The sequence below is a fragment of the Streptomyces sp. NPDC014870 genome (genome assembly GCF_043081505.1).
GTDB lineage: Bacteria > Actinomycetota > Actinomycetes > Streptomycetales > Streptomycetaceae > Streptomyces.
In genome coordinates, this window is record NZ_JBIBWQ010000001.1 from 129,341 (window position 1) to 141,468 (window position 12,128).

The following is a 12,128-nucleotide window of genomic DNA, read 5'->3' on the forward strand; positions in this document are numbered from 1 at the left end:
CTTGCCGCTCAGCCGAGCCCGACGGTGACCTTCTGGGTGGCGCCGAAGGTGCCGCTCAGGTCGCCGAACGTGAGGGTCAGCGAGGAGCCGGTGGACGATCCGGTGACCGTCGACGGCTGGGACGTCACGGCGGTCACGGCCCGGTTCCAGGTGAGGGTGAGGGCGGTCTGCATGCGCATCGGGTCACTGACGCAGATGACCGCCGTGCCGTCGGTCTTCTCGGTGATCATCACGCAGCAGGGCGCGCTCGCGGTGAGCGTCCCGACGGTGCCGCCGAACCAGAAGTTGACCCCGGTGAAGCCGAGCGAGGGCACCCGTACGACCTGCTGGTTGTCGGTGTTGGCGAGGACCTGCACCCAGCCGGTGTCGACGGCGCGGGCGGCGGTCTGCGTGGTGCTCGCGCCGGGCATGAGGACGTAGGCGTACGTTCCGTTGGTCGGGTTGGTGCCGTGGTCGGCCCAGAGGGTCAGGTAGCGGCGGGTGAGCGCGGTGGTGGCCATACCCCGGTTGATGTCGCTCCACCGGCCGGTGCGCTCCTCGCGCAGGGCCTTGACGGTCGCGCCGCCGGGGAAGACGTAGCCGCCCATGCCGCCGATGTGCGCCCAGGTCGCGCCGGTCAGGGTCTCGGACCACGGGTGGCTGACGGGCTTCACGGTGCCGTTGACGGTGAGGGCGTGGGTGCCGGTGGGGCCGAGGTTGCGGTTCTCGACGACGGATTCGACGGCGGTGCCGTCGGTGCATTTGATGCCGGCGCCGAGGCAGACGATCGCGTCGTCCAGACAGAACCAGGACTTCTTGGCCATCAGGGTGCTCTGGAGGCCCTTCAGGTACTGGCCGATCGCGGCGCGCGTGCCGTCGGTGGCGCCGCCGACCCAGTTGACGTCCGGCTTGGACGCGCCCCAGTCGCCGCCCGCCGCGTCGGCCAGGACCTTGCGCGAGGCGGTGGTCCCGGGCAGGCGGTAGGGGTCGACGGTGGGCCAGAAGGCGTCGCTGTACTGGCCGTTGGCATAGGTGTCGCCCCACCAGTAGAGCATTCCGGAGCCGGTGTGCCAGCCGCGCAGGTTCTCGCCGTTGCCGGTCTCGTAGTACGTGGTGCGCTTGTCGGCCATGCTGATCGAGGCGGCCCAGCCGGGGCGGCGGTGGGTGGCCCTGGCCATGGAGGGGAAGAGCCGGTGCCCGGTGGGTTCGGCGAGGGCGGTGACGGAGGTGTCGTCGGCCACGGACTTCAGCCGGGCGAGGCTCACCAGGCCGAGTGAGGGGTTACTCAGCGGCGGGCTGTAGTAGTCGCGCTGGATCCAGCCCTTGACCAGACCGCGCCAGCGGGCGTTCTCGGCGGCGCTCGCGCCCTGCCCGAGGAGCACGATGGAGGAGAGGATGCCGTGGCCGCGCAGGTGGTCGTCGGCCTGGATCTGGTTCGGGTCGCCGGCCGAGATGCCGCGGCTGATTCCGCGCCCGGAGACGTTGTCGATGATGAGCCCGTTGTAGAGGAACGGCGCCCAGGCGTTCTCGACGGCGTCGAGGACGATCTGCCGGTTGGGGTCGGTGACCGCCCAGCTGGAGCCCGCGAGGAGGGCGAAGAGCATGCCGAGGCCGCCGAGGTAGGCGGCGCCGTATGTGCCGGTGTAGGGGACTGAGGTGTGCTGGACGAAGGAGCCGTCGGTGTAGAGCCCGTCTCCGGAGGTGACGTACGGGAAGACGGGCGAGAGGGCGTTCCTGGCGAGGGTGATCTTGGCGGAGTTGTCGCCGACGACTCCGCGGAGCGCGACGACCCGGCAGAGGTCGACGCGGTTGGCGCCGGTGCTGGTGCCGGTGTAGCTGCCGATGGCCGAGTCGGGCACGAAGTGGTCGACGGCACGGCAGTAGTTCGCGATCTGGGTGGCCGTCAGTTGGTCGTGCAGGAGCACGCAGATGTCGAGGAGCGCCTGGGGGGCGCCTATCTGCCAGTTCCACCAGTTGCCGTAGCGGGTCTGGCCCTCGTTGTAGATCCGGCGGTACAGGTGGTCGAGGCCGGTGACGATGTCCGCCGCCAGGGAGGCGTTGCCGGTGAGGCCGGTTCCCGGCTGGCTGTAGGCCTGGGCCAGGGTGAGGAGCCGGGAGTAGTTCTCGTTCATTCTCGCCGAGTAGCCGAACGACTCCTGGTCGGTGTCGGGCTCGGGGTCGGTCCACACCGCGTCGGGCCACAGGGATCCGGTGGCCGGCGCCATCGTCGCCCGGAGTTCGGCGGCGCGGCTGCCGAGCTCGGTCAGCTTCGTCCTGAACGGTTCGGCGGTGGGGCTGAACCCCTCGCCGAGTATCAGCGTGCGCCACTTCGCGCGCAGGGTGCTGAACTCGTCGGCGGCCAGCGCCACTCCCGTGAGCGGTGGGCTCGCGGCGAAGCCGAGAGCGAGGGCGGCACCAGTGGCGGTGAGGAAGCCGCGGCGGGACCAGACAGCTGTCATGGGGGCTCCAGGGGGACGCTGGAATCGAGTCATGGCTGGCCGGTTTTAGCATGCAGGCGCTCAATCGATCCATAGTGGTGACGAAGTTGAGCGTTTCGATCGCTCTTCCCCTTCCTTCGATCCCCCGCTAGGGTCTGCCGCGCCCGGGTTTTCTCGAGTTGTACAGCCAAGTTTTGGGCAAGGATCGCCGTGCGGTCCCCGGAGAGCGCTGTCCTTGGTGCGCTCTTCAGCTTCTCGTCACCCACCCATCGGCTCCACCTCACCCGCAGAGGTCATCACTCCATGACGGAACTCAACCGCCGCAGATTCCTCCAGATCGCCGGCGGAACCGCCACGGCCGGCATGCTCAACGAGAGCATCGCGCGCGCCGCCGCCATCCCGGCACAGGTCACCACGGGCACGATCCAGGACATCGAGCACGTCGTCGTCCTCATGCAGGAGAACCGGTCCTTCGACCAGTACTTCGGCACGATGAAGGGCGTACGCGGCTTCGGTGACCCGCGGCCCGTCCTCCAGGACAGCGGCAAGTCGGTCTTCCACCAGTCCAACGGGACGAAGGACATCCTCCCGTTCAACCCCCAGGTCAGCGACCTGGGCATGCAGTTCGTGACGGGCCTCAACCACGACTGGGCCGGCGGCCAGGCGGCGTACAACAAGGGCAAGTACGACAAGTGGGTGCCGGCGAAGACCGACGTCACCATGTCGTACATGAACCGGAGCAACATCCCGTTCCACTACGCCCTCGCCGACGCGTTCACCGTCTGCGACGCGTACCACTGCTCCTTCATCGGCGCCACGGACCCGAACCGCTACTACCTGTGGTCCGGTCACACCGGCAACGACGGCACGGGCGGCGGACCGGTCCTGGACAACGCCGAGGCCGGGTACGGGTGGAAGACCTACCCGGAGCGCCTGGAGGCCGCGGGCATCTCGTGGAAGGTCTACCAGGACATAGGCGACGGCCTGGACGCCGCCGGCCACTGGGGCTGGATCAACGACGCCTTCCGCGGCAACTACGGTGACAACTCCCTGCTGTACTTCAACACCTACCGCAACGCCCAGCCCGGCAGCGCCCTGTACGAGAAGGCGCGCACCGGCACGAACGTCAAGGCGGGCGGCGGGTACTTCGACCGGCTGCGCGCCGACGTCGCCAACGGGACGCTGCCGCAGGTGTCGTGGATCGCCGCGCCCGAGGCGTTCAGCGAACACCCGAACTGGCCGGTGAACTTCGGCGCCTGGTACATCTCCCAGGTGCTCGACGCGCTGACCTCCAACCCGGCGGTGTGGGCGAAGACCGCGCTGCTCATCACCTACGACGAGAACGACGGCTTCTTCGACCACGTCGTACCGCCGTACCCGCCGGCCTCCTCCGCGTGGGGCCTGTCCACGGCCGACGTCTCGAAGGACCTGTACCCCGGCAGCAGCAAGTTCACGGCGGGTCCGTACGGCCTCGGCCCGCGGGTGCCGATGATCGTGGTCTCGCCCTGGAGCAAGGGCGGTTACGTCTGCTCCGAGACCTTCGACCACACCTCCGTGATCCGCTTCCTGGAGAAGCGTTTCGGCGTGCAGGAGCCGAACATCTCCCCCTGGCGCCGCGCGGTCTGCGGCGACCTCACCTCGGCCTTCGACTTCAGCCGGGCGGACGCCACCCCCGCCGCCCTGCCGTCGACCGCCGGCTACGTCCCGCCGGACAAGAACCGCCACCCGGACTACCGTCCGGTGGCTCCGGCCACGGGCACGCTCCCGAAGCAGGAGGCCGGCTCCAAGCCGACCCGCCCGCTCGGCTACAGCCCGTACGTGGACGGTGCGCGCACCCTCTCCACGGGCAAGTTCACGCTCACCTTCGCCAGCGGCCCCAGCCTCGGCGCCCACTTCCACAGCACCTCGGGCAACCGCACCGACGGCCCCTGGCCGTACACCGTCGAGGCGGGCAAGACCCTCGCCGACACCTGGAGCACCAGCGCCTCCACCGGCAACCAGATCAACCTCACCGTATGGGGCCCGAACGGCTTCCTGCGGACCTGGAAGGGCCCCACGAAGCAGGCCGGCCCCGAGGTCACGGCCCGCCATGTCGCCTCCACCGGCAACCTGGCCCTCACTCTGACGAACTCCGGCACGGCGGCGGTCACCCTCACGGTCAGGAACGCCTACGGGAACACCGCCCAGACCGTCACGGTCAACGCCGGTGCCACCGTCTCCCGCACCATCGACCTGAGCACCACGGGCCGCTGGTACGACGTGACGGTCACCTCCGCCTCGGACACCACCTTCCTCCGCCGCTTCGCCGGCCACGTGGAAACGGGAGCCCCGGGCGTCTCCGACCCGGCGATCAGAACCGTCTGACGGCCCCCGGACACGACGTGGGCGTCAGCCGCAGTGGGGGAGGCTCCCGGCCGGGCCTCCCCCGTTCGGCCTCTGGTGTGGTGAGGCCCACGGAACCGCGTGTCGCCCGTCGGCAGTCTGGTCGGGCATGACGTTTCAAGGGATCGCCCACGGCTGCGCCCAGTTCTGGCGCTTCGGGCTCAACCAGGTGCGGGCCGTCGCCTTCGCCGTGGTGCTCGTCGGCGGGATCGGGGCCTCGCGGCTGCTGCCGGGCGACCTGCCGGTCGCCCGCTACGACCTGCTCCTGCTGTACGGCGTGGCCCTGACCGTCCTGGCCCGCAAGGTGGGCTGGGACGGCCCCAGGGACACCGCCGTGATCCTGGGCTGCCACCTAGTGGGCCTGCTCTTCGAGCTCGTCAAGGTCCAGATGGGCTCGTGGACCTATCCGGAGGACGCCGTCTTCAAGGTCGCCGGCGTCCCCCTCTACGGCGGGTTCCTCTACAGCGCCGTGGGCAGCTACTGCTGCCGGTCGTGGAAGATCATGGACCTGTCGCTGTCCGGGTACCGGCCCCGGTTGATGGCCGTGCTCGCGGCAGCCGTGTACCTGAACTTCTTCACCCACCACTGGCTGCCGGACGCGCGCGTGCCGCTGGCCGTGCTGCTCATCGGCGCGACGGCCGGCACCTGGGTGCATTTCACGGTGGGCCTCTCCCGCTACCGCATGCCGCTGGCCCTGGCCTTCACCCTGATCGGGTTCTTCCTCTGGGTCGCGGAGAACGCGGCCACGTACGTCGGCGCCTGGGCCTACCCCCACCAGCTCGACGGCTGGCAACCCGTCCCCCTCTCCAAGTTCGGCGCCTGGGCCCTCCTGATCAGTGTCACGTTCGTCCTGGTCGCGCGTACCCGGGGTCAGTCGGCCGCCGAGAGCTCCGCGTCGATCTCCGTGGCGGAACGCAGCCGTACCGCCCGGGCGAAGAGGTCCCGTGTCTCGCCGCACCCTCCGTAGGGAAAGCGGATGTTCCAGTGCCTGACCACGTACTCCAGCAGGTCGAAGCGGCCCGCGTGCGCGATCGTCGACGCGGCCAGCAGGCTCTGGCGGACGCCGATCAACGTCTCCGGCGGGTCCACGCGGTTGGTCTTGCGCACGGTCATCATGGCCTGCATCGCCAGCACCGGCTCGTCGGAGGTGTAGAAGTGCGGGTTCCTGGTCCAGCGCGGCAGCTCGGTGCCCGAGTCGGGGGTCCAGTCGGCGTAGTCGGCCCGCAGCCCGGGCAGGACCGGTACGGGCACCTCGCGCGGGCCGAAGGGGTGCCCGGCCAGGACTGCGCTGATCAGGGCGGCGTTCTCCCTGAACGGCCAGTCGAACTCCTCGCGGACCATACGGGCGTTGAGCCAGGGGTCGTCCTGGGCGAGCATCGCCGGCACGAGGACGTCGGCGCGCCGGTTGCTGAACGCCTCGGTGCCCGGCTTCGCGATCGGAGGCCGTACGAAGGGGGCGGTCAGCAGCACGTCCCACACCTCTCGATCACCGAGCGCGACCAGGGCGCGCAGCGTGCCCGCGCTCACGCTCGTCCGGGCGAGCACGACTCGGGTGGGTCGGTCGAGTCCGGCGACGACGGCGTCGACGACGTCAGCGGGAGCGAGACCGAGCAGCGCGGCCGGCCCCACGAGGAGGCGTGTGGCCGCGCCCGGTTCGACGTGCGGCTCCACCGTGCGCGCGGAGTCGAGGAGTTCGGGCAGCGTTCCGTCGAATCCGGTGGCGAGCAGGCGTACGGCGTGGATCCAGGGTCCGGGGGCCGGACCCAGCCTCTCGCGGACGAGGTCGGCCGCGGTGTCCCGGTCCGGGCCCGCGAGGAAGTCGGCGGCGGGCACGACGTCGAGCGGCGCGCCGCCCCCGCGCAGCCGGACGGCGGTGCGCAGGAGAGCGGGCAGTGGACCGGAGAAGTAGGGGGTGAGGCGTCGCAGGGCGAGCCAGAGTCCCGCCTCGGCCGCGGGATCCTCGGCGACGAGCGGAGCGAGATGCTCCTGGACGAACCGGTCGACGGCCTCGGCCGGCGCGGAGCCGACGGCTACCTGTACGGGGCGGGCGTACCGAAGGACGTCCTCGGGGCTCACCGCGGGCGTCCGGCCCCCGGAGTGCGGGGAGGTCCGGCGCAGGGGTTCCCAGAGCGCGGCGCCCTCGCCGTTGTGTGCGGCGAGGTGTCCCCGGGTCAGCGTCGCCAGGGCGGTGTCCCGGTCGGCGTACAGGCGCAGCAGGTCGAGCTCGTTGAGACCGGGATCGGTCAGGGCGGTCACGACGTCCGGCGGGCAGTCGGCGGTGCGCGAGCAGGACCCCGTACCGTGCGCGTGCGCGCTCGCGGTGGTGGCGCATCTCCGGGTCGGCGAGTCGACTGCGGACGAGGTCCCAGTCCACGCGGTACGCGCGGCCCTCGGTGATGGCCCGGCTCGCCGCGGCGAGCTCGGCGTGGTGCATCAGGTCCATGTGGGAGGACCGCAGCCCGTCCGGAAAACGCCGGCACCAGAAGTTCAGGGCCTCGTCCAAGTGGTCGTCGCGCTCCCGGAGTACCGCCGCGGCGGCCTCCAGCGGTCGCGGGGAGTCCTGGTCCAGCGCGAGCGCGAACGCCTCGCGCGCTGCCGCGTCCCGGAGGCCACCGGGTCGTTCGGCCAGCAGCGCGCGGAGCTCGTCGGCGCGGCCTGCCTTCCACATCCGTATGCCGGCTGTCAGCTGCTGGTACGGCGTGAGCAGGGCGTCCTCGCTCTCGACGGACGCCCGCAAGGCCTGGGCGACCAGACCGGGTTCGCGAGAGTCGAAGCACAGGCGCAGCAGGTCGGCGTCGCGCGGGCGCGACGAAGGGAGGCGCGGGGCGGCGACGAGGGCGTGCACGGCGGACGTCCGGGGCAGCGGGTCCGGGGCGCCGGGTCCGAAGGCGCGGCCCTCGAGCAGGGCCAGCCGGATGGCGGGAGCGAGTTCGTATCCCGTGTCCCGCGCCTGGTCGAGCAGGCCCGTGAGCAGCCACTCGTTGATCTCGGGATCGTCGCGCAGCAGGAAGGCGCGCTCGATCGTGGCTTCTTGGCGACTGGTGCGGTGCTTCAGCCGGTAGTCGCCGCCGAGCATGCTCTGCCAGACGTCGCGGTCACCGGTGTCGATCAGAGGCTGGGCGAGCTCCACCTTGTGTGACCCGTCGGCGATCCGATGGAGGGTGCGCGGGGCGAGGCAAGAGAGGAGACGCCGGGGCAGGTCACCTGGCGCGATCCGGATCAGCCAAGCGACTTCCTTCTTGGGGTCGACGGGGACATTCTGCTGATCGAGGCCGGTGTCGTGGCTGACGGCGGCGTCGAGAAAGGCCGGGAAATCGCCCGTGAAGCCGTTCGCGAGCAGCTGCAACGCCCGCTCCCAGGCCCGCTCGTCGGTGCCGAGCCGGGCTTGGACGCGTCGTTCCACCTCCGGCCGCAGCGCTCTGTTCGGGCCGTAGCCCTCGAACCGTACGACGGGCCCCGCAAGCCACTGCTTCTCGACCAGTCCGGATGCCACCGCCGCCTGCCCGGAACCCGCCGCCTCGACGAGCACGGGGTCGAGGTCGCCGCGGGAGGCGACGAGCGCGGCCTGATGCCGGGTCAGGCCCCAGTGTTGGAGGAGCGCCTCCACTTCGCCGCTCTCCCCGTGCTCGGCGACCCAGTCCCGCAGCCCCTCCGGCAGCACACGCCACCACTGCCCCAGGGCCCCGGCCCGTCCCCGAGTTCCGATCGCTTCGGCGACCTGCGCCGCGGCGTCCCGCCCCGCGTACTGCAACAGCTGCACGAACGTGCTGTCGGACTCTTCGACCTCTGATGCGCTCACAACAACACACGCTACCGGTCGCTGCCGCGGTGTGGATCATGGAACCGGTGGGACGCGACGAGTGCGATCGGAGTACCCCGTCGCCGTACCGGCTTAGTCGGATGCGCCGGAGGGCGACCGGCTCGTATGATCGCGTCCGGGACGGGGCTCGTAGCGCAGCGGTCGTCGCGCCTTCACCGCGTGTGGGAGGACGCCGGTTCGAATCCGGCCGGCCCCGTCCCACCCTCCCGTCCGGGCGTGGTCAGGATGCCACGGTCCCGAAGGCTGAGCGCCACCGCCCGGAACAAGTGGCCCTCCTCGTCGCGCAGCAGAACCTCCAGTCGTCGGCCGTCGACGTCGCACAGCAGCATCGCGCGTTCGGACACGAGCTCCACATCAGTGGCCGCTGTGCCGAGCTGCAGTTCCTGAAGTGTGCCGTCGGCGGTGGACAGGAAGACGCCTTCGGCCCGCAAGGTCAGGGTCGCGCGGTGCCGGGCTCCACCGGAGTTGCGGAACCGTGCGGCGCACCTGATGTCGACCGTTTCCCCGCCTCGCAGGGCGGAGATCATCTGGGCATGGCGCCTCCGGCGCCATCGCGGCAGTATCCAGTCGGCGACCCGGACGGCCGTGGCCAGGCGGCCCATGACGTCGGCGAAGATTTCCCACACCGGTAACTCCCGATGACTCGTCACTTACGCGCGCGGACAGCGGGCCGCTACCCACCCGAGGATCCTCGCATGCTCCCCCGCGCGCCCCGTGGTCAGGCCGCTCCGGGGGAGGTGATGCGGTGGTGAAGTGCCTTGAGGCGGTTGGCCGTTCGGGCCGCGCGGGTGGCGAGGGCGGTGACCGCCGTCGTCAGGACCGGGTCCATGAGGGCGGGGAACTCGGTGGCCAGCGCCGCGCTCAGGGATCGGGGGGATTCCAGGGCCGCGGCGAGGAGGGTGTCGGCGGTCTGTCGGGTGGTCGCGCGGAGCGCCTGGGAGGCGGTCCCGTCGCGGGTGCGGAGGAGATACCAGAACGCCGGCGGGAGAGCCACTCCCCCGGAGAGGGTGGCGTGCCGGGCGGGAGGGACTCGGGGGTGGCGGGGCGAGCGGTGGCCGTCCTGTTCCCAGAGCAGGGTGCCGTCGGCGGTGTAGGCGCGTACGCCCGTCGGGGTCCGGGCCTCCGCGAGGACGACGGTCTGCGTCGGGGCCCCGGGTGGGGCCCACAGGGCCCAGGCTTGCTGACCCTGGCGGTCGCTCGTGAAGCGGGCTGTGCGGCCGTCCACGCTCTGCAGGAGGTAGTGGCCGGGCCGGCCGTGGATCCTGGTTCCGACCAGGCCGTCGCGCGTGCCCAGAGGAGAGTCCGTCAGGCCGGCGGGGAGCGGGGCCAGTTGGAGTGCTTCCGTGGCCAGGTCCAGGTCCGTGTCGGGTGCGGTCGCGGGTGAGGCGCTGAGGAAGTCCGGGAGGGGGGTCGCGCCCTCGCGTTCCCCCGTGAGGGGGTGGACCTGCTGCCACGGCTGCCGGCCGAAGACCGCGTTGGTCCAGATCGTGGAGCCGTCGCCGAGCTGGAGTTCGTCCCTGTCGATGCCCTGTCTGCCGCCGGGACGCAGGATGCCCGTACCGCCGTGCCGACCGCTGCCGTCCGCGGTCTCGAACTGGAAGCCGTACGCGCCGTCCAGGCTGCCGCCGAAGGGGACGAGGCCACCGACCTCGTCGGGGGCGAAGGGGTCGTCGGGGTGGTCGGCCCAGAACGCGGTGTCGCAGTAGTACGGGTTCGGCTTCGCCGTCCAGCTCACCAGGAACGAGCCGCCCGCGTAGTGCACCGCGAACATCGTCGCGTCCTCCGGGATCGTGTAGCGGCAGGAGGCCCGGACACCGTCGGGGGCCACGGCGACCGCGCGGTGGCGGCCGAAGACCGTCAGGACCGGCCACGTGGACGTCACGCCCGAGACGCCCGGAAGAGGTCCTTCGCCCTCTGTCACGGGGGACTCGGCCGCTTCCTTCGCGAAGTCCTCGTAGACCCTTTCCAGCGCGGGCCAGGCCAGTTCCTCCGGCAGACCGGCCGTCAGGGAGCGGTGCAGCGTGCCGGCCGGGCCGGCGCCGGCGAGGGCGTCGGCGACGCCGTCCAGGGCCTCCACCGTCGGTCCGTCCAGGAGGAGTTCCAGTTCGGCCAGGGCTTCCTCCGCGCCCGCCATCCCGCCGGCCGCGACCGTGGCGAGGAGCTTGTCCACTCTGGCGGCCACCAGGCGGGCGATGCCCTCGTTGCCCGGAAGCAGCGTGACCGCCGTTCCGGGCGTGCGGCGGCGGTGGAGGGACCCTTCGGGGAGCAGGGTGGCGTGGACCGTCGCCTCCAGTCGCGGGCCGAACACCGGGTCGGCGGCGAGCGCGCGCAGGTCGCGTCGGGACCGCTCGCCCCAGAAGCGCAGCCGGACGGCGGGGCCGGGGTCCATGACCTCGGCCCCGGTGGCCAGGCAGGCGTCCAGTACGTCCGCGTCGAAGCCCTCGTAGTGGTGGCGGGTCGTGTGCAGGGTCAGCGGCGCGCCGCCCTCCGCGCGCAGGCGGGGGCCCAGCCGGTCGACCAGGTCGCAGAGTTCGGCCGGGAGCGGCTGCCGCGCCACGCCTCCGCCGCTCTGGGCCGCGTACTCGTACATGCGCGCGAAGTTCCCGACCCAGTGCCGCAGGCCGCCCTGCGGCACCACCCGACCGGATTCCATCGCCTCCGTCGCGCCCGAGGCGATCAGCATCCGCAGCCACGCCCCGCCGTCGGTGACGCCGTCGGGGAACATGCCGAGGAGTCCGGTCGCGACCGCGTCCGTCGGCGGGTGGGCGCGCAGCAGGGGCGTCGCGCCTTTCAGCACGGCGTCCGGGACGGCCTTGTCCCGTGTGTCGGCGAGGAGTTCGCCCACCAGCCTGGCGGCCTCCTTGTCCCCCGGGCCCGCCGCCTTCGCCGAGGCCCTCACGCGGCGCACCAGGTCGGCAGGAAGGTCGGCCGGTGACGCCGTCCAGGCGGTCAGGAACTCGTCCAGGGCCGCGTGGGCGGCGGCGGGGGCCGAGGTCTCGGCGAGGAAGCCTTGGTGGGCGGCGAACTCCTTCGCGGGCATGGCGCCGCCGCGGGCGAACAGCAGGGCGTTGGCCTTCCGGTACTCGACGTCCACCGGAAGACCGTGTGCGGCCTCGGCCGCCCGCGCGGCGGCGTAGGCCCGGCCGCCGGGCCGGCCGCCGGGCCGGCCGCCCTGGCCGATGAGGCGGTGGCCGACGGTGTCCCAGAACCACGGCAGGTGCGCCGGGGGCAGGCTCCGGGCCCGCGCCGCCATGGTGTCCACGAACCGGCCCGGCTTGCTCCGGAACAGGCCCAGTTTCGTACCCATCTCGCCGACCAGCTCACGCGCCGTACCGGCCCTGTCCGGGTCGTACGCGTCGGCCCAGTCGGCGTACGTGGTCGAGACGTGCGCACCGGTGGCGGTCGGCAGCAGGGCATCCAGCGAGACGGTCATGACCCCGATCGTGCCACGCCCCACTGACACCGCAGGCGGCGCCGTTGGAGCGGTTCTGGTGCCGACACGCCCGACG

The 12,128-nt window shown here is 71.8% G+C and carries 8 protein-coding genes and 1 tRNA gene; 6 read left to right on the forward strand and 3 right to left on the reverse strand.

Features of this window, described 5'->3' with window-relative positions:
- Nucleotides 1-8: 8 nt before the first annotated feature.
- Nucleotides 9-2,438, reverse strand: coding sequence for a polysaccharide lyase 8 family protein (locus ACF09C_RS00535; RefSeq protein WP_392087032.1), 2,430 nt, complete (start codon nt 2,436-2,438; stop codon nt 9-11).
- 282 nt (nt 2,439-2,720) lie between these two features.
- Here ACF09C_RS00535 and ACF09C_RS00540 point away from each other — a divergent pair, with 282 nt between their 5' ends.
- Together ACF09C_RS00540 and ACF09C_RS00545 are read left to right on the forward strand one after the other, a co-directional pair.
- Nucleotides 2,721-4,781, forward strand: a complete 2,061-nt coding sequence (locus ACF09C_RS00540; protein ID WP_392087033.1) for a phosphocholine-specific phospholipase C — start codon at nt 2,721-2,723, stop codon at nt 4,779-4,781.
- Between the two features lie 127 nt (nt 4,782-4,908).
- A complete protein-coding gene (locus ACF09C_RS00545) occupies nt 4,909-5,766 on the forward strand; it encodes a DUF817 domain-containing protein (RefSeq protein WP_392087035.1) in 858 nt (285 codons plus the stop codon).
- On the opposite strand, the gene ACF09C_RS00550 is transcribed toward ACF09C_RS00545, so the two are convergent.
- Complete coding sequence (locus tag ACF09C_RS00550; protein WP_392087037.1) at nt 5,670-7,055, reverse strand: hypothetical protein; 1,386 nt, start codon at nt 7,053-7,055, stop codon at nt 5,670-5,672. The genes ACF09C_RS00545 and ACF09C_RS00550 overlap by 97 nt on opposite strands.
- A gap of 22 nt (nt 7,056-7,077) precedes the next feature.
- Here ACF09C_RS00550 and ACF09C_RS00555 point away from each other — a divergent pair, with 22 nt between their 5' ends.
- The 4 genes from ACF09C_RS00555 to ACF09C_RS00570 all read left to right on the forward strand — a co-directional run bounded on the left by ACF09C_RS00555 (nt 7,078) and on the right by ACF09C_RS00570 (nt 9,251).
- The gene (locus tag ACF09C_RS00555; protein WP_392087039.1) at nt 7,078-7,938 is read left to right on the forward strand and encodes a hypothetical protein; all 861 of its coding nucleotides are present in this window, start codon (nt 7,078-7,080) and stop codon (nt 7,936-7,938) included.
- Nucleotides 7,939-7,953: 15 nt separating this feature from the next.
- On the forward strand, nt 7,954-8,589 hold the full coding sequence (locus ACF09C_RS00560) for a hypothetical protein (protein WP_392087041.1): 636 nt from the start codon (nt 7,954-7,956) through the stop codon (nt 8,587-8,589).
- A 152-nt stretch (nt 8,590-8,741) separates the two neighbouring features.
- Nucleotides 8,742-8,815 (forward strand) — tRNA-OTHER (locus ACF09C_RS00565).
- A gap of 70 nt (nt 8,816-8,885) precedes the next feature.
- Nucleotides 8,886-9,251 (forward strand): hypothetical protein, encoded by a 366-nt coding sequence (locus ACF09C_RS00570; protein ID WP_392087044.1) that lies wholly within the window; start codon nt 8,886-8,888, stop codon nt 9,249-9,251.
- Nucleotides 9,252-9,337: 86 nt separating this feature from the next.
- Here the strand turns inward: ACF09C_RS00570 and ACF09C_RS00575 are convergent, their stop codons facing one another.
- Nucleotides 9,338-12,052 carry a hypothetical protein gene (locus ACF09C_RS00575; RefSeq protein WP_392087046.1) on the reverse strand — a complete coding sequence of 905 codons (2,715 nt, stop codon included), beginning with the start codon at nt 12,050-12,052 and terminating at the stop codon, nt 9,338-9,340.
- Between the last annotated feature and the right edge of the window lie 76 nt (nt 12,053-12,128).